This window comes from Paenibacillus assamensis DSM 18201 (assembly GCF_000422445.1).
Lineage (GTDB): Bacteria > Bacillota > Bacilli > Paenibacillales > Paenibacillaceae > Paenibacillus_B > Paenibacillus_B assamensis.
Genome location: NZ_AULU01000012.1, coordinates 105225 through 124251 on the forward strand (window position 1 = coordinate 105225; position 19027 = coordinate 124251).

The 19027-nt window shown below is 44.1% G+C and carries 13 protein-coding genes; 5 read left to right on the forward strand and 8 right to left on the reverse strand.

The features are described from left to right. The first annotated feature begins 12 nt into the window (after positions 1-12). Entirely contained in the window at positions 13-384 is a 372-nt protein-coding gene (locus tag H580_RS0108805; RefSeq protein ID WP_036604929.1) for a hypothetical protein, read from the forward strand. 169 nt (positions 385-553) lie between these two features. Here H580_RS0108805 and H580_RS0108810 read toward each other — a convergent pair whose 3' ends face one another. Then, on the reverse strand, positions 554-1705 hold the full coding sequence (locus H580_RS0108810; protein WP_028594450.1) for an epoxide hydrolase family protein: 1152 nt from the start codon (positions 1703-1705) through the stop codon (positions 554-556). Positions 1706-2041: 336 nt separating this feature from the next. Here H580_RS0108810 and H580_RS0108815 point away from each other — a divergent pair, with 336 nt between their 5' ends. Continuing rightward, positions 2042-2596 carry a CGNR zinc finger domain-containing protein gene (locus H580_RS0108815; RefSeq protein ID WP_028594451.1) on the forward strand — a complete coding sequence of 185 codons (555 nt, stop codon included), beginning with the start codon at positions 2042-2044 and terminating at the stop codon, positions 2594-2596. 164 nt (positions 2597-2760) lie between these two features. Here the strand turns inward: H580_RS0108815 and H580_RS25430 are convergent, their stop codons facing one another. The 4 genes from H580_RS25430 to H580_RS0108835 all read right to left on the reverse strand — a co-directional run bounded on the left by H580_RS25430 (position 2761) and on the right by H580_RS0108835 (position 11188). Further along, the gene (locus H580_RS25430; protein WP_051217352.1) at positions 2761-8070 is read right to left on the reverse strand and encodes a SpaA isopeptide-forming pilin-related protein; all 5310 of its coding nucleotides are present in this window, start codon (positions 8068-8070) and stop codon (positions 2761-2763) included. A gap of 116 nt (positions 8071-8186) precedes the next feature. Then, complete coding sequence (locus H580_RS23790) at positions 8187-8753, reverse strand: class D sortase (protein ID WP_245583525.1); 567 nt, start codon at positions 8751-8753, stop codon at positions 8187-8189. A gap of 441 nt (positions 8754-9194) precedes the next feature. Then, positions 9195-10172, reverse strand: a complete 978-nt coding sequence (locus tag H580_RS23795; RefSeq protein ID WP_036604931.1) for a CgeB family protein — start codon at positions 10170-10172, stop codon at positions 9195-9197. Between the two features lie 38 nt (positions 10173-10210). Further along, positions 10211-11188 (reverse strand): CgeB family protein, encoded by a 978-nt coding sequence (locus H580_RS0108835; protein ID WP_028594452.1) that lies wholly within the window; start codon positions 11186-11188, stop codon positions 10211-10213. 303 nt (positions 11189-11491) lie between these two features. Here H580_RS0108835 and H580_RS0108840 point away from each other — a divergent pair, with 303 nt between their 5' ends. After that, positions 11492-12211, forward strand: coding sequence for a YebC/PmpR family DNA-binding transcriptional regulator (locus H580_RS0108840; protein ID WP_028594453.1), 720 nt, complete (start codon positions 11492-11494; stop codon positions 12209-12211). A 328-nt stretch (positions 12212-12539) separates the two neighbouring features. On the opposite strand, the gene udk is transcribed toward H580_RS0108840, so the two are convergent. The 3 genes from udk to H580_RS0108855 all read right to left on the reverse strand — a co-directional run bounded on the left by udk (position 12540) and on the right by H580_RS0108855 (position 16929). Next, positions 12540-13169 carry a uridine kinase gene (udk, locus tag H580_RS0108845; RefSeq protein WP_028594454.1) on the reverse strand — a complete coding sequence of 210 codons (630 nt, stop codon included), beginning with the start codon at positions 13167-13169 and terminating at the stop codon, positions 12540-12542. Positions 13170-13309: 140 nt separating this feature from the next. Next, positions 13310-15058: a response regulator gene (locus H580_RS0108850; RefSeq protein ID WP_028594455.1), complete on the reverse strand. Its 1749-nt coding sequence runs from the start codon at positions 15056-15058 to the stop codon at positions 13310-13312. Then, a complete protein-coding gene (locus H580_RS0108855) occupies positions 15055-16929 on the reverse strand; it encodes a cache domain-containing sensor histidine kinase (protein WP_028594456.1) in 1875 nt (624 codons plus the stop codon). Before H580_RS0108855 ends, H580_RS0108850 begins: the two co-directional genes overlap by 4 nt. A gap of 174 nt (positions 16930-17103) precedes the next feature. Here H580_RS0108855 and H580_RS0108860 point away from each other — a divergent pair, with 174 nt between their 5' ends. After that, positions 17104-17985 (forward strand): carbohydrate ABC transporter permease, encoded by an 882-nt coding sequence (locus tag H580_RS0108860; protein WP_028594457.1) that lies wholly within the window; start codon positions 17104-17106, stop codon positions 17983-17985. After that, the gene (locus H580_RS0108865; RefSeq protein WP_036604933.1) at positions 17985-18824 is read left to right on the forward strand and encodes a carbohydrate ABC transporter permease; all 840 of its coding nucleotides are present in this window, start codon (positions 17985-17987) and stop codon (positions 18822-18824) included. Before H580_RS0108860 ends, H580_RS0108865 begins: the two co-directional genes overlap by 1 nt. The last annotated feature ends 203 nt before the right edge of the window (positions 18825-19027 follow it).

Consider the following 19027-nt stretch of genomic DNA (forward strand, 5'->3'; position numbering starts at 1 on the left):
GGAGAGGTAGGCATGGTGAAATATTCAACTGGCATTTTACGTAAGGCACCAAGGACGAACTATGCTTTGGTAGATGTGGTGAACGTAAATAATCGTCATAGTCGAAGCGTTACAGTTCAAGTGTTTGATTGGTCGGACGGAAATCCTGTTCCGTTAAAGTTAGTTCCGTATAGTTTGAGAACTTGCAGGATTAGAGTTGGACCTAATAAATCGATATATGTGTACGCGGATGTATCAAAGGTAAAATTTAAGTACGAGGTTCGTATCACACAGTCAGATGCGCGTGATTTGATTTCCAACGTAACAGGCGTTACGAAAGTTACCTTTGCCCCACAGGCAGGAGACACCGTGCTTCAGCATAATTTGGTGCGGATTTCATCGTGAAGGTTGGTTGGAGCTAGTATCTAGACCGGTTAAGTTCGGCATTCAGAACAAACCAAACACAGCAGAAACTGGCGTGTTGATTTAAATGCTGTGTTTGGACTGTTCTTAGGTTACTGCAAATGTTTATTGATGTGTGTTGGTTATCATAGTTGTGAATGGTATCGTCCATCTATCTTAATTTGCTAAAAAACGTTCGTATTTTCTCCGCAAGCATTCTTGGCTGCTCAGCGGCTACGAAATGTCCTCCTGTATGCAGCTCCTCCCAACTCAAAATGTTAGGAAACATTCGCTCCACGTATTCTTTTGGAGGACGTTCATGTGCTTGTGTTGCGGTTAGAGCAACACCAAGTGGTACTTGAGAAATGTCATGCTCGTCTGGCCATTTCGTATGCTTGCCTTCAAAATAAAAGCGGTTGGATGCATTCATCGTTTGGGTGAACCAATACAAAGACACATTTGCCAGTAAGCTTTCTTTATTAATATGTTGCTCTAGATTTGCGTTTTGTGGCCCTGTCCACAAGTACCATTTCTCTAAAATAAATGCAGCGAGCCCCACAGGGGAGTCATGGAGCGAGTAGGCTAATGTCTGTGGCTTTGTGCCAAGTATATGCGCATAACCGCCTTCTTCGTTATACCACTGCTTACAGCAATCAAGGTATTTTTGCTCCGCCTCAGATAGAGCGGTATCCTTTGCTATGTAAGGGCTTGGATTGCCTGGGGAAGTAGTGTGATAGCCGATTACGTATTCAGGATAGTCCAAGCAAAGTAAACCTAGAATGCTCGCTCCAAGATCATAGCCATGGGCAGCAAACTTATGGTAGCCCAATCCGTGCATTAACTTTACAAGGATATCTGCTGCCTGCCGATCCTCAAACCCAGATGATACAGGAATGTCTGAGAATCCATGCCCTGGAATGGAAGGGATTACCACATCAAAGGAATTCTCGGGATTGCCGCCATACCGTTCAGGATTAGTCAGGTAAGGGATAAGATCTAGCATTTCGTAAAAGGTGCTTGGCCAACCATGAGGAAGCAAGATCGGCATCGGATTACGACCGTTTCCGCGAACATGGACATAGTGTATTTCAAGCCCATCAATTGTCATTTTGAAATTAGGATGCGAGTTGATTTTGGATTCCACTTTACGCCAGTCGAACTCATGTCTCCAACAGCTGACCATTTCTTTTACCCAATTTAATGGAGTGCCGTATTCCCACTGAGAGTTAGAGATTTCATCTGGCCACCGAGTTAGATCTAGGCGTTGATAAAGGTCGTCAATTTCTTTGCGATCGATGTTTACCGTAAAAGGTGTACCGTTCATAGATGACACTCCTTGTCCATATGAGGTTGTAAATGATGATAAGAAAATCTGATATTTCTGAAATTAAAATACATAGACATATGAAACTGAAAATTAGGTTGAACGCTGTGATAATCGGGAGTACTCTGATAAACTTTTGTTACATAGATTCGTAAGATCTGCTTGTGTAATTGCTGCCATTAAGATGAGGAGATGCTTCTAGTTGTGGGCGGCATGTTGGAAATCGTTCATTCATTTACATGTTATTATATGACCGTTTAAATTAATTTACTGGTTAATTAACCGTTAAAACTATTTTATTGGTTAATGTTGGGCTAGTCAATAGAGGTGTTGACGATGAATACAGCGTATAAGGAACTTGAGCTTCTCGCGGATTTTTTTAATACATACGATAGAAGGACGCGCTTTGAAGGGGATGTTGGAGTAGAACATTTGCAGCATTCACAGCACTTATATGCTTGGTTGCTTGAGCATCAACTGATTGGTGAACAGGATGAAGTGACGGAGCAAGTGCTGGAGCGGGCATTGGAATTGAGAATGAAAGCTAGAAAAATGATCGTAAACAATGAGTTCGACCAGGCAGGGGATGGATGGGAAGCTGTGAATGAGCTGATGCACCAATTTGCGTTTACGATTCGTTTCTGTAAGGATTCTGCACAGCTGCATCCTGCTCACCATGATGGAATGAATGGGGTAGCGAGATTAGTCGGGCTTATTTTTGAGCTAAAAAGAAAGCAGATGTGGCATCGAATTCGAGTATGTTCGGCTCCGGACTGCCAGTGGGTATTTGTAGACCATTCACGTCCGGGAACGGGGAGATGGTGCACGATGAAGGCCTGCGGCAATCGTGCGAAAAATAAGGCATACCGTGATCGCAGTAAGCAATTGTAGGATGAGTATGAATTGAGCACTGCCTGTGAGCTGACTTCATACTTTTTTACTTCGAGAAATCACGCACTACATATGGAAACTTGAAATCTTATGCTATTTTAGTTACAAAATAAAGAACAACCGCCTGCTGTGTAGTAGCAGGCGGTTGTGTTATGGAATGAATATTATGATTTCAGCCATTTCTTGCGTGTTACTAGCAATGCAGCACCGAGCAGCATCAATACGAAGCCTGCTAGCTGCATAGGCAGGGAGCTTTCTTCTCCTGTCTTAGGTAGTACATGGTTAGAAGATTTATCTTTCGTCTTGTCAGGTGTTTCGTTTTTACTCGAACCACCGTCAGAAGGGTTGTCAGTACTGTTGTCTGAACCACCGTCAGAAGGGTTGTCAGTACTGTTGTCTGAACCACCGTCAGAAGGATTGTCAGTGCCGTTATCTGAACCACCGTCAGAAGGGTTGTCAGTGCCGTTATCTGAACCACCGTCAGAAGGATTGTCAGTGCCGTTATCTGAACCACCGTCAGAAGGATTGTCAGTACCGTTATCCGAACCACCATCAGAAGGATTGTCCTTATCGTTGTCTGTGCCACCATCTGGTTGTTCTGGTGTCTCTTCACCACCATCTACTGGTGGGATAATGATTGGCGGCTGTGGTGGAACAGGTTTGCGTTTGTTCTCCACCGTCACAATTGTTTCTTGTTCAGAAACAATTGTGAATTCCGTAAGTTTCTGCTCAATGAGATAGCCTTCTGGTGCTTTAACCTCTTCAATAAAATATTTCCCAGGCTTAAGCGTCGGAATGAGCAATTGCCCGTTCTTGTCTGTAGACATGAATGCGAGCGGCTGACCAGCTTGGTCTGTTACTGGCTGTTGATTCGCATCCAGTAATCTGAATTGTGCATCTGCCAGTGTAACCATCGGTTTGCCTGACTCTATCTTGATGAGCTTCAACGAACCTGCAAGCGGTTCGAACTTATTCTCTACCGTTACAACAGTTTCTTTTTCACTTACGATCGTGAACTCGGTTAATTTGTTCTCGATGAGATAGCCTTTAGGCGCAATTACTTCTTCAGCAAAATACTTGCCAGGCTTCAGAGCAGGAACCTTGATTACTCCATCAGCATCGGTTGTCATCAACGCAAGCGGCTGCCCAGCCTTATCAATAACTGGCTGCTGATTCTCATCCAAAATTCTGAACTGAGCGTCCGCGAGTGTAACCGTTGGCTTGCCCGTTTCAATCTTAATGAGTTTCAAGGAACCTGGAAGCGGCTCAGGCTTGTTCTCAATGTTGAGAACTGTTTCTTTCTCGCTAATGATAACGAATTTTGTTAACTTCTGCTCAATAAGATAGCCATCTGGTGCTTTTACTTCTTCCACAAAATACTTACCTTGCTTCAGGGCAGGAACCGTTAGTTCTCCGTTAGTACCCGTTGTCATAAGTGGAAGCGGCTTGCCAGCCTTGTCGGTAACTGGCTGTTGATGCTCATCCAGCAATCTGAACTGAGCGCCTGCAAGTGTAACGGATGGTTTGCCCGTTTCGAACTTGATGAGCTTCAGGGAACCTGGGAGTGGTTCACGCATATTTTCTATGGTGACCACCGTCTCCTTGTCACTCACAACATGGAACTCAGTCAAGTTTTGTTCGATGAGATAGCCTGTTGGAGCTACCACTTCTTCAGCAAAGTACTTACCTGGTTGTAGAGCAGGAATTGTCAGCTGCCCATTCGTGCCCGTCGTTAGTAACGGAAGCGGCTTACCAGCCTTATCGGTAACTGGTTGTTGGTGCTCATCTAGCAATCTGAACTGAGCGCCTGCAAGTGTGACCGTTGGTTTACCAGTCTCGATCTTGATTAATTTCAAGGAACCTGGAGACTTGTTATTTTCGATAGTGAACGTTAGCATCTGTTCATCCACAATATTGAATTTCAATGGTGTTGGATCCAGAACATATCCAGTTGGCGCTTTCGTTTCTACTAACTGATAGCTTCCTACAGGAAGATTGCCTATAGGGAGTCTCCCAGATTGAGCAGTCGTCAATCCACTGCGCAGCGCCTTACCAGTACGATCTTGCAGCTGGAATACAGCACCAGCAAGTGTCTTGCTAGTATCGCTCGCATCGACTTTCGTCAATTCAACAGAGCCTCTGATCTGCTTATTTCTAGCTGTTAATGTCTTAGATTTTTGTTGATTGGAGTCAATGGTAAACTTGATTGGTGTGTTATCAAGCTTATAGCCTGTTGGTGCCGCAACTTCAATGAGTTGATAGTTGCCTGGCTTTAAGCCTTTTACGTCAATCTTACCTTTAACTGTTTTCAAATTCGTATGGCCAGCTACATCTTGATAGCTGCCGCTGCCATCGTCTGCTTGAAGTTTGAACACGGCGCCATCTAGAAGCTTCGCAGGTGCATCGGCATCAACTTTCGTCAACTCAACTCCCCACTCATCTTTCGTGTTCGGCACTGTAACTGGTACCAATGCTTGGTTTACTTGAACGCTCTTTCCTGTGCCCGTATATTGTGGATTTAATATATAGCCAGCCGGAGCTTCTAACTCTTTAATGATATACTCGTTGTATTTAAAGTTGGTAAAAGTAGCTTCGCCATTTGCGTCGGTTACGACTTCTTGCAGCAGCATGCTGCCGCTCTTATCATAGAGACCGAACTTAGCACCGGCTAGTGGTTGCTTCGTAATTTTGTCTTCTTTAAGGATTTTGATATTTCCTTTTTGAACAATGGTACCGCCGCCGCCAGCTCCGGAAAATTCAACCGTTATATTTTCATTTTTGTCCTCATTAACGGTTCCTGTAGATTGTCCCTTAAAGGAAACGTTATTTTTAATTTCCTCTTTATCACCTGCATTAATAAAGGAGGTATATTCGAGCAAATAAGCAGTTTCCATATCTTTGTTGAACGTAAGTGACAGCGTATTGTCTTTTACATCTAGTGTGTAATCAGCAAGATTAACGGCACTTCCTTTAGTTACGTTTCCGTTGCTATCTACTTTATAATGATAAAGTTTCACGCTGTCGGGTAGTAAAATCTGATTTGTTGACAACGTATCTGTCAACGTGGAGCCTGCCGTAATATACGATTGGCTGCGGTTAATATGCACTTGCCAGTAAGCGAACTCAGACTTAGCATCTTTGCCCTGCTGGCCGTTTTTGAACACATATTCTTTTTGGTGCTTCGGTGTAACTATAGCTGTTTTTTCAAATAAATTTTTTGTTGGGTTGGACCCATCATGCAAGGTAGCCTGGTTACTGTATGAACCTTCAACAGCAAGCCCTTTAAGGCTTGTCTTATACGTAATACGGTAAGCAGAATGAATCGGCTGATTGAATCGCAGTTCAAAGCCTTTATCACCAGCTGCATTTGTCACCGTGCCATCAAACGAATATTCGGAAGGAGGCACGAGTGCTCCCGGTGTAACCGTATTTTGATTACCGGACAGTGTTAGGTGCTGCACTTTGAAAGAATCCTGCAAGAACGTTTGCTTGCCTTTATAGAAGTCGCGAAGAACAGGATCGTTAACCGTGTGGAGATTGTAGTTAATATCAATCGTCCACGTAATTTCTTTGGTTGTTGCATCATAAACGCCTGTCTTGTTTCCGTTATCCTGTGTATAGCTGTCAGGTGTAACGGTAGCCGTTTTCGTAATGGAAGGCTGTGAAGCGCCGTTTTCTTCCCAACTCAAGGTAGCTTTGTTCGAGTATCGCAACTTGTTGGCAGTCGGATCAAACTTTGTCTTATATTTGATTGTAAGTTTCTTATCAATCTGTTTAAGGAAAGTAAGGGTAAATCCTTCTGAATACTGCGCGTTAGGTGCGATAGTATAATCTTTATTTTTCGTAAAGCCTGATGCAGTCAAGCTATCGACTAGGCTACTCTCAATGAACGTCAACTCTTGATTAGGGAAGCGGTCTGTAATGACCACTTTATCCATCGTTTTTTCATCAAAGTTCACCTGAAGCTGCCACTCAATCGTTTTGTCCGCATAGTTAGTGCCTACCGCAGATTTATGGAAGATGGCTTGAGTGAGCGTTTCTCCCGCCGTAATGTTGTCATTATTGTCGGGAATTACAACCTTGTTCGTAATGTTTACATCTTGGTGTACACGATGGATTGCCTCTGTCTTGTACTTGATTTCATAGGCATGCTCAATGTCTTTAAGGAATTTCACAGTGAAGCCGTGACTAACTGTGTCATCGACGACGTAGTCCGTCCCTGCGACGAGCGGAGCGCCAACTTGTGTCGCTTTGCCATTGTCATCAATGATCATCTGCGTAACGACTACATCGCCTGTTCGCTTCATCTTCGTCTTGTCAAAATGATCTTCGATATAGGCTTTCGCTTGGCCGATACGCTGCTCATTGTAGTTATATTGGATGGACCAATTAACCGATTGCGTATCGCGATCGTATTTTACCTTTGTTTTGCCGAGTGGCTTGCTGTACTTTACCTCTACAGTTGATGTTCCCACTAGCGACTTACTCAGATTTGTGCCCGTAACCGTTGCCTGATTTTTATAAGAGGCATCTACCGTTCCGTCAATTTTCGTTGTATACGTTACGCGGTAAGCATTATGTATATCGCCTAATTGTAGTTCGAAACCATCTGCCGTTTGCTGTGGCGTAATGCCTGGAATCGGATTTGTCTCAGGAGTGAGCGTACCGTCCAGCTTAACATCCACTTTGTACAAGCGAATGGAACTGAGGTCGATCGTAAGGCCGGCAGGCAGCTTATCTGCAAATACAGCTTGATCGATCTTTTGCTCGCCAGTGTTAATATCGACGATCCAGTTTATCTCGCTGGCGTTCATACCTTTGTTGCCTTTTCCTTGCTTGTTCATATCCCCATTGTCTTTACCTTTGAAATGAACGGGGATAATGATGGAATCCGCTTCGAATACAAATTCAATATTCTGATGCGTCCCACCTGTAAACTTGTCTTTGTTGAAATATCTCCATACAAAGAAGTCACCTTCTATCTCCTGACCGCCTTTAATGAGGTCGTTAAAGGTGAAGGTTACTTTTCCTTCAGGTGTTACGACATACGTTCCGACGTTACCGTCCAATTGACCTTCTAATTTACGATCTACTTTGAACTTGTCTGGAAGTTGGAACGTAAAGGTGGAACCATTCCCGTATGGATGACCAGCAGGGAGCTTCCAAGTTAGATCGACCTGTACTTTTTCATCTAGGTTAGGTCTGACTTGGGTAATATTATTCCCGTTCTCATCGGTGATGGTTACTGAGGTGATGATGTTCGTAGAAATAACACCATAGGTACTGCCTGTGACACTAGTATGGTTGCCGTAGGTTGCATTCGAAACCGATTGATTAGAATGACTGTTTGTTGGGAATAGGGAAGTACCCTGTCCTGAGTTTGCAACAACTAGTGAAGGAGGCAGCACAAGATTCACCAGAATTGAGATGACCAGTAGGCCACAGAAAAACGTTCTAGTGTTGTGCCTATGCATAGATTCTCTCCTTTTCTTGTGTAGTATTTTATATGAAATTGATCAGTGGTTTTTCCAGTTGATCAATAACTATAACGGATTTCTATTGTGATCGGATGGATATGGGTTTGTCAAATTTAATCGATTTTTGTCGAATTAGTTTCTTCTTCCATAAATGCTTTTACGATCAGTCTGTGGGTGGCTGTATCAATCGGATCACACGTAATGAGTGTTAATTCGCGTTCGTGTGTATTTTGGTCTAGCACAGACAAATCCTCTGGAGTGACAATGCTTTTGGAACGAACCGTATAGGTGAACGTTCGATCGGCGGTCTCGACTTGAATGGAATCTCCAATTGCAAGTTCATCCAATCGATTATAATGCCGTCCGAACTTCAAGCTGCGATGGCTTGCCAAGACGTAATTTCCTAACTCGCCAGGCGCCCTGCCAGGCACAACGCTTCCGCTGCCTACTTTTAATGATTGTGGGGTAGCGCCTTCTACGATCGGTTCGCGTAGGTCGATCTTATCGATGGCAATCGTGCCGTGCACAGGAATTCCATCTAGTAGCTTTGGCTCCATAGCTACTTTGGTTGTAGTCGTGGATGTGGTCTGCGAAGCATTAACAGATTGTCCTGCTTGGGGCTGTTCTTTCAAATACGCATCCCATTCCGTCAGCAGCTGTAGTTCTCGTCGTTCTTCCATATAGGTATTCCATTTTGGATAAATGATTAGGAGGAGTCCGCTAAGTAAGAGCATCAGAGCTGTTAACGTCAAGACAGACTTCTTGATTTGATAATACTTTGAAATAGTTTCACTTCCTTTCTTTCATTTTCATGTTTGTAGTTAACGTACTTTATCGGCTGTTGTTGCTGGAAAATGTATAGTTAACGAAGAGATCGAAAATCTCTTTTGATTATAATTGCTTCTACTGAACGATTTCTAAACAATTAGCAACTGAGTCTACTGTTCATAAGAAAATGTACCGGAGTTCTCGCTCATGGACTTTCTACTGAAGTGAACACAATAAAAGGCTATCCAGTGAAAGCTAGATAGCCCGCTTATACCCTTACCCCGTTGTTCTACAAGATAAACAAGAAAATGCACTGCAAATTCCTATTTTACACTAGTTTTTCATGTAAAAGGTTAAATAATGTTATGAAATTTCAATTGATTGAGCATATAACGGGCACGCTCTTTGTAGCTATGCTGCTGTACAGCATGCATACCTTGCTGGCGGATTTGCTCGCGTTCGTTAGGACGATTTGAATAATAATGGATTAGCTGTCGTGTCTCGAAAGGGGAGCTGGATACAACGAGATCTCTACCGGGCATAAATAAGCGACGAATTTCTGGCGTATCGCTCGTTATTAAAAATCCTCCGGAACCAAGAATTTCGTATGTTCGCTGCGTAACTTGAGCTAGGTGATTTTGTGGGCCGATAATCATGTCAGCAGAGCTGTATACTTTTCGTGCTTCTGTATAGTGCAAATAGCCGTGAATCCAGGCAGTGGGCACTTGAATGCCGAGAATGGGCTTCATTTGACTCCAATGTCTTCCCCAAAAATCAATTTTTGTTCCATCTTGCAGAAGAGGTACGATTAAATGCTGCAAGGAATGGATTCGATAATGATCAGGGTACTGCTTCAATATTTTTGAATAACCGTTTGCGACAACTGCGATGCTGCTTTTATATTTTGTCTCGATTTTTCCACGCTGGTGAACGCTGTGATGAAAGCCGAAGTCCATGTGCGCCGCAGGAATTCCCATATGGATATAGTCGCGCACTTTTTCAGCACTAATCGTAAATACAAAGTTCGGCCGAACTGCGCTTACATAGGGAGCTGAAAAGGTATGGTGATGGGTCGGATCTTCCGTCGCCCAGAAAACATGCGGGACTCCTGATTTTTTAACATATTGATGTACCCATTTTCGCTTTATTGCACTGTGCTCGGCTGTCCATCCTAGGCTAACAATAAGGTCAGGGCGAAAGGTGCGAAGCAAATAAGGGATTTTGTTTTTTGTCAGCACGCCCGAAATTTTTACGTTGTGTCCTAAGTCACGGAAGCCGTTCGGCAGACCATGAATCCACATCGGATGATTTTCTAGAAATAATACCTTCATCTTATCATCCTCCTTGTCTTGTCTACGTTGAGAAGAAGTTAAATGACTCCGTGTTTTTTTAAAATGGAAAGCATGTAGCGTGCTCGATTCGTATAGTTATGCTTGGATATTGTCTGCCGTCCATTTCGCTTTACTTGTTCACGGGCATGTGCATTTGCCAAATAGTAGCGGGCAAGCTTCAAAGTTTCCGCCGGGGAAGAGGATAAGGCGGCATCACGGCCTGACTTCAACAGTTGTCTCGTAGCTGTGGTGCTGTTTGTTAATAGAAATCCACCCGAGCCGATTGCTTCATAGGTGCGCTGTGTGACCATGTCCGTATAATTTTGCAATCCTAATATAATTTTTGCTGAGCTGTACACTTTATTTGTATCTTTGTAGGGAATTGGGCCTTTGAGGAATTTTTTCGGAATCGCTTTGCCAAGATACGGTTTCATCCGTGCCCAGTTGCGCCCATAGAAGTCAATTTTGGCACCACTTTTAAGGAGCGGTTTTATAAGGATGTTTAGGGATGTGCGACGATATAATTTGGGGTATTTGAGCAGTACATCTGGATAAGCGTTGGCGACTACAGCAAAGTCTGCTTTATATTTGCGAAGGAGCTGTAGTCTTCGATGTACGTTAGGATGGAAGCCGAAATCCATATGGGCTGCTGCATAGCCCTTTTTACGGAACACGTCGACGGTTTGAGGTGAAATGGTAAATACGAAGTCGGGCTTCAATCTGCTTAATAAAGGCAGCGTGAACACTTTTGTGAAATTGGGGTCCTCGGTAGACCAGTAAATCAAAGGTATTTTGAATGATGTCGCTAACTCTCGCATCATGCGTTCGTTTTTTGGTGTATGGTCAAGACCCCAGCCAACATTAATGAGGAGTTCTGGTTTGTAGGTGGTCAACAGAGCAGATAGAGATTGCCTTGTAATGGGGCCTGATGTGCGTACTTCATGTCCAAGATCTCTAAGACCGTCGGGTAAGCCATACGACCATAGCTTTCCGCGTTCTAGAAATAAAATTTTCATGACAACCACCTTTTGTCAGCCATAGTTGCGCGATAATCATTTTGAACAGCGGGCGTAATGACATGCTTTTGCTATCACTATATTCAGGTATCCAATAAGGGAGCAGGGCTTGAACCTAGCAAGGGAAAAACGCATATGAAAAATGACCACATATAGGTACCTTTATGTATACAGTAATTTTCCAAGGGCTAAAGAGATTGTTGCTGGTAAAATAAGATAGGCTCCAATTTGCCGAGATCTACGTTAAGCGATATAATTGGGGTGACTGTGCACATTTAAATGTGGAAAGAGAGCGAGATTAGTATGGGTCGTAAATGGAACAATATTAAAGAGAAGAAGGCATCTAAAGATACGAATACGAGTCGTATCTATGCTAGGTTCGGTCGAGAAATTTACGTGGTCGCGAAGCAAGGGGAACCAAATCCTGAATCCAATCAGGCGTTGAAGTTCGTTATCGAGCGTGCCAAAACATACAACGTACCAAAAGCGATCATTGACCGTGCTGTTGAGAAAGCGAAAGGCGGCTCTGATGAGAACTATGAGGAGCTTCGCTATGAAGGATTTGGGCCGAATGGTTCGATGATTATCGTAGACGCATTGACGAATAACGTGAATCGTACCGCATCTGAGGTGCGTGCTGCATTTAACAAAAATGGCGGCAACCTTGGTGTTAGCGGATCTGTAAGCTATATGTTTGACCAAACAGCGGTTATCGGCTTTGAAGGCAAAACAGCGGACGAAGTATTGGAACTGCTTATGAATGCTGACCTTGATGTTCGTGACATTCTTGAAGAAGATGATGCTGTCATTATTTATGCGGAGCCCGATCAATTCCATGCGGTGCAAGAGGCGTGCAAAGCTGCTGGCGTTACAGAATTTAGCGTAGCGGAATTGACGATGCTGCCGCAAAACTTTGTTGAAATTGATGCTGATGCTCAGCCGCAATTCGAGAAGTTGATCGATGCATTGGAGAATTTGGATGATGTGCAGCAGGTATATCACAACGTAGAGGGCGACGAATAAGTCGGCTCGCTCATGTGTGATGAGATAAGATCAAGGATTTACTGAGAAGATTGTCCATTACAAATTCGAGAATCAACACACCTTATATAGGTTGATTCCGTCGTACAGAGTGCACTTTACACGCGAGATGACCGCCATACTCGCGTGTGCCTCTGCTTCGATTTCACTCCATATTCACTTCCTTTTCCTCTAATGATACCAAGGCTAATATCCCCTAAAAATTTTTAATTAAATCAACGACCTAAGAAATCAACAAAAAAGCAACCGCGTGTTATCGCGATTGCTTAAAAGATATGCTTGTCTTTATATAGAAAAGCTAAAGTCTCAATTATCTTGATGACCAGTCGCTCGTCAAATATTTCTCAGTCAAAATAGACAGCAATTGAATGCCGACTTCATTTTCCCCGCCTTCTGGGATAATGATATCAGCATATTTTTTAGATGGTTCGATAAATGCCTCGTGCATCGGTTTAACCGAGCGCAAGTATTGCTGATGAATGGACTGGATCGTACGACCGCGCTCCTCAATATCACGCAATACGCGGCGAAGAATGCGAACATCCGGGTCTGTATCAACGAATACTTTAATATCGAGCAGTTGACGCAAGTTCTCGTCGGACAATACGTGGAGGCCCTCAATGATGACGATATTGTTCGGCTTAAGTGCGACAGTCTCGTCCGTTTTGCGGGAGTGTGTCGTAAAGTCATAAACAGGTGCATAAGCAACTTGGCCTGACTTCAACACATTCAAGTTCTCAATTAATACCTCGTTGTCAAAAACGAATGGGTGATCGAAGTTGATCTGCTTGCGTTCTGACATGCTGAGGTTAGAGTGGTCCTTGTAATAGTTATCCTGCGATATAAATGTCACTTTGTCTGAACCAAGACGATCAATGACGGATCTTGCTACAGTTGTCTTGCCTGAGCCGGTGCCGCCGGCGATACCAATAATAAGCATGGTGTTTGAGTAAACCTCCCTAGTGATGACTGCCGATACGAATTGTGAGCATTCAGATCCTTTACTCTAAAAAGAGCTCGTACTGAATGCACAATTATAGTATTTTAGCACAGCTCACGTTTATTTTCATCTGTGAGGCCTTATAGCTGCTGAGTTTTTCGATATTCATTAGGCGAGACACCAACTTGTTTCTTGAATACTTTGCTAAAATATTTCTCATCTGGAATACCTACCATAGCCGCAACTTGTGAAATGCGTAGATGCGGGTTCATAAGCAGCAGCTTCGCTTTCTTCGTGCGTATCGCTGCGAGATAGTCAGACAAGTTAATACCGAATTGCTGCTTGAACTTACGCGAAATATATTCGCGGCTTACAAAGAAACGCTGCGCCATCTCTTGCAGCGAAATGTCCTGCTGGTAATGCTGCTCGACATATTTAGCGATGTCGAAGATGATGTGCTGCTCTTGGCCCTGCTGCATATAGCAGGCATCGGCCAACAGCGTTAGCTCTTGCAGCCATAAGCGCTGCCATGCATCCAGCGAAAATGGCTCTGCGATATGCGGTGAAGCATGCGCTTGCGCCGTCTGCGACGGATATTGTCGCAGCAGCTGTTCTGCGGCTTCACCAACTGCTTCATGAGCAATATTGGCGCGAATTGTTTCCCATTCGCGATAACTGGCATGAAGCAGCTTCGGGGTTAAATATCCCGAAGCCCGCACTGCTTCCATAAAAGGCTGCACGGCCTCCGTCATTTGAGCGGCACTGCCGCTAAGCACGGCTAGCTTCCAGCTCTCTTCGTAGGCGGATAAGCGAATTGACTTCACGCTCTCTGCAACATGCCCGGATATAGACGCAACTGCTGAGTCTGCTGCTCCTAGTGCGCTGGTCGCAATACCAACGTGTGAGCTGCTTGCAGGTATCGTTCCACTTCCAGCAGTTGCAATGGTGGAAGCTGTTGCTGGGACGCTATGAAGATAACGGTCCCCAAGCAGCAAATTGCGCTCAAGCAATGCTTGCTTCGCTTCGTCATAACATTGCGCCATCCCTGCTGGGAAATGCCGAACGCCGCTGCATCCAAAATGCAGTCTGCGATGCAAAGTCCTGTATAACGCTTCGTTTATATCTTGCAGCAATATGTCCAGTACTTCTGTTTGCTTCCATAGCACGATTGCGATCTCACCAGGGGAGTTCCAGCGGCGAAACACAACGCCGCGCTGGCAGCTGTCATTTACATACTCAGACATAATGTTGACGAGTGAGAAATACAGCAGGTCGCGATGATGCCGGAAGCGATGTTTGAAAGCTTCGTCATCTGCGTCTACATACACAAGAGCTAAGCGGATATGCTCAATGTCGAAGGGCAGTTCAAAGCTCTGCTGAATACGGCGTACCGTAGACAGTTGTGCATGAGCGCTAGGGTCATCAATTAAGCTTGACCATAGTTTCTCGCTGACGACCGGTTTGAATTCATTCATTTGAATTTGCTGCTGATTGCGCTTGCTGCGCTCTGCTTCTTCCTTATTCCATGCCTCTACAGCTCTTCCGATTGCTTCATTAACGCCATCTGGTTCGATCGGTTTCAATAAATAATCGATTCCCCCGTGCTGGAGCGTGTGGCGCACCAAGTTGAAGTCGCCATGTCCACTAATCGCTATTAGTTTGGTAGTAGGACTATGCTCGTTAATCCACTCCATCAGCTTCATGCCGTTCACATTTGGCATCATCATATCGGTCATAACAATTTGCGGTTTGTGCTGCTCTATATAGGCAATGGCCTGTTCCCCATCAGCGGCTTCATCAACTTGTTCAATACCGTGCTTCTGCCAATCGACGAGCAGGCGAATCGCAGCTCTTACATGTGTTTCGTCATCAACGATCAGTACCTTCATGCCGTTTCTCGTCCCACTTTCAATAAGATCTTTACGCTTGTTCCGTGCGGAATGACAGCCTCCAACTGCATGGATGCAGGGTAGCGATTAAAGAGCTGGAGCCTTGTCATTACGTTAACAAGACCGATACCGCTTACGCTTTCTTCGGATGAAGCATCGCCATCCATATATAAAGACTTCTCTTCTTCTTGGCTAGAGAGTAGATGATTCGGCTCGTACATAATGGTGCTTCGTTTCGTTGGTACAGGTGCGCCTGCTGCTTGCAGCTTCTCATTAAGAAGCATGAGCTTTTCTGGTGCAATGCCGAAGCCATTATCTTGCACGCTAATTTCTAATGTATCAGAAGTATGCCATCTGCTTGTTATTCGCAGCAGTCCACCTTGGACCGTACGATCGAGACCATGTTTGAAATAGTTTTCGACGATTGGCTGCAACGTCATCTTCGGTACGATGACTGAGAGCGTGGACGGATCAATAGCCATGTCTACTTCAAATGCATGCTCAAATCGTTGTCCTTGCAGCTGTAAGTAGGCTTTTACATGCTCGACTTCTTCACGTAAAGAGGCCGTACTTTCGTCATTATACATGCTGTAACGCATCATCTTCGCTACCGCTGACAGAAGAGAGTAGATGTGCGGCGCATCATGCTTCAGTGCTAATGTACCGATTGATTGCAAGGCGTTGTTCATAAAATGCGGATTGATTTGCGCTTGCAAAGCTTTGAGCTGATTCGTTTTATTCGCAAGCTCCAGCTTATATTCTTGAACGATCAAGTCGTTAATCGTCTTCATCATATCGCGGAACCGTTTGGACATCATGCCGATTTCATCATGGCTGTCCACTTGGATATTGACGTTCATTTTGCCTGCTTGAATTTGATTCATATAGCGCATAAGCTGCGCAATCGGCTTCGTCATTCGAATCGATATCCATAGGGTAGCTCCGATAATAATAAGCGTGGATATCGATAGCAGGGCCATATTAAACATCAGGGTCCGATTCGTATTTTGAAGCAAGTATTTTTTCGGCATTTCTTTTACTAATGTCCATTGGGCGATGGGTGAGTCTATACTTTCATGGACAAATAAAGCGTTATCATGTTCAAAGTTGCCTTTCGATTCAGCTGTTAGCAAGTTATCGCTTAGCCATGGCTTTTGCAGTGGCTTACCGAGCAACGTCTCGTCATCTGTGTACAGCACCATGCCATTTTGATCAACAATATAAAGTTGTTCCTTGTCTTTCTCATATAGCTGGTCAGTTATTTCTGATATAGCCTCCAGCTTCACATCAATAGAAAGCATGCCTAATTGCTTCGTAGACGGCACCTTGTAAATGGGACGGTGCAGCGTAAAGACGGGAACGCTTGGCTTCCACTGGGTAGAAGGTGCAAAGCCATAGGTCTCACTCCTATAAGTTGGCTGAATTTGAATCCCTTGCTTCGCATAGTTGGCCGCAGGCTCATACGGTTCTGACTCGTATTTGCGGTGAGGCAGGCTTTGGGCGACTAGAATGGCTCGCTTCACCTCATTGCGGTACATATACACCTGATGGACGTGGCGCATCGAAGATTCTATATTTTGCATGACGGCATAAGCTTGCGCTTCCATATACGTATCATCATAGCCTCGTTCTAGCATTTTAAAAAATTCAAAGTTCGTATAGACGAACAGGGAAGATTGATTCAAATCATGCAGCATATTTTGCAAATTGTGCTTTCCTTGATAGATGAGCTTCTTGTTCTCTTCCAATGTACGCTCTTGCAAAGATTGATAGTTATTTATGTAGGTAATGACCATCGTTGACATCGTCGGTACGATCGTGGCGATGAGCAGCAGCGTGATCAGCTTTGTGCGAATACGGTTCCACCTCATGTTCGAACCCCCGGTCAATATTTTACACCAATCCGTTCATATCCATCGGTGTTGTCTCATTCTCCATCCATTCATAATGAGAATATCACAGGATATTTGAAAGGATAAGCAGGAAAACGATCAACGGTAAATTTGGATCGTATCGTCCTAGTTCACAATAAAGGGGTGTAGCGGATGTCACGCAAAGCTTGGTCACAGCTAGGTCAACAATTGTTCTTCGTCGGACCAGCAACCTTCTTCTTTATGATTATCGTTGGAATTCCATTCTTAATGGGAATGTACTACTCGTTCACCGATTGGAATGGTGTAGCTGGAACGGTAACTTGGATCGGGCTGGATAACTTCAAAGCGATCTTCAGCAGCGATTCCGATTATTTTGCAGCGTTTTGGTTCACGGTTACATTTACGGCAGTCGGTGTTGTACTTACGAATGTGATGGGTTTTATTATTGCCTATGTGCTTACGAAGCCGCTTAAAATGCGAAACGCACTGCGAACGATATTTTTTATGCCCAATGTCATTGGAGGCCTGCTGCTCGGATTCATTTGGCAGTTCATCTTTGTAAAAGGATTCGCTACTCTCGGTGAATTAACCGGTTGGTCCTTCTTTAATCTGCCGTGGTTAGGAGATGAAAAGACAGGTTTCTGGGGTATCGTTATCGTTTTTGTGTGGCAAACAGCTGGATATTTAATGGTTATTTACATTGCAGCATTAACCAACGTACCGCGAGATGTCATGGAGGCGGCAGAGATTGATGGTGCATCTCGTATGCAGGTATTGAGAACGGTCATTATGCCGCTCGTTATGCCAGCGGTTACGGTATGTTTGTTCCTTGCCATTTCTTGGTCGTTTAAAATGTTTGATTTGAACTTGTCGCTTACGAAAGGTGGACCTTTCAAGTCTACAGAGTCGGTAGCGCTCAACATTTATTTGGAAGCGTTCCAAAATAACCGCTACGGCTTAGGTGCAGCGAAGGCCTTTATCTTCTTCGTTATTGTAGCGCTTATCACGCTTATTCAAGTACGCATCACGAAGAGCAAGGAGGTTGAAGCGTAATGAAAAAACTGCGCAGAAACTATTCGGGCAAAACGTTTATCGTCGAAATCATCATGATTTTAATGGGGCTGCTGTTTCTCGTTCCGTTCTATTTCCTACTCGTCAATTCGGTAAAGTCGTTCGGTGACTTGCTGACGAATGCGGCTAGCTGGCCGACAACGTTCGAATGGGGCAACTATAAGCGCGCATGGGAAATTACAGATTTCCCTGAAGCTTTTATGAACTCCTTGTTCATAACGGTAGTAAGTATATTGCTCATTGCTCTGATAAGCTCGATGGCTGCGTACCGCATGGTGCGACATAACAGCCGTTTCAATAAAGTACTGTTCATGATTTTTGTGGCTGCAATGGTCATTCCATTTCAATCTGTGATGATTCCGCTCGTGAAAGTAACGGGCTGGCTTGATTTGGCGAACACTCGCACAGGGCTTATCATTTGTTATCTTGGATTTGGTGCTCCGCTTTCTATTTTCTTGTTCCATGGATTTATTAAGTCCGTGCCGCTAGAGGTAGAGGAGGCGGCAGTTGTAGATGGCTGTACGCCATATTCGGTCTACTGGAAAATCGTATTTCCATTATTAAAGCCGATGCTCGTCACCGTCATTATTTTGAACAGCCTCTGGATCTGGAATGATTATTTGCTTCCATCCTTAATGCTGCAAAGTGATGCGCTGCATACAATTCCGATAGCGACATTTGCACTATTTGGGCAATACACGAAGCAATGGGATTTGGCGTTGCCAGCATTGACACTGGGTATCCTGCCGATTGTTATCTTCTTCCTAGCGATGCAGAAGTACATCATTGAAGGGATTACGGCTGGTTCGGTAAAAGGATGATACGAGTGCAAAGTCGGTAAACGGTTGGATCGTACACGCTGTTAATTTTTTAGCATATTAATCTTTTGATTAAACAATCCGATCAATGATTTACACCTTAATGGTCAATTCTGTTGGTGTAATCGCTTTCAATAGAGCAGTTATACTAAGTTTGTAAATAAGATTTGTATTTATCGGAGTTGCCATTTTATTGGTTTACTAAA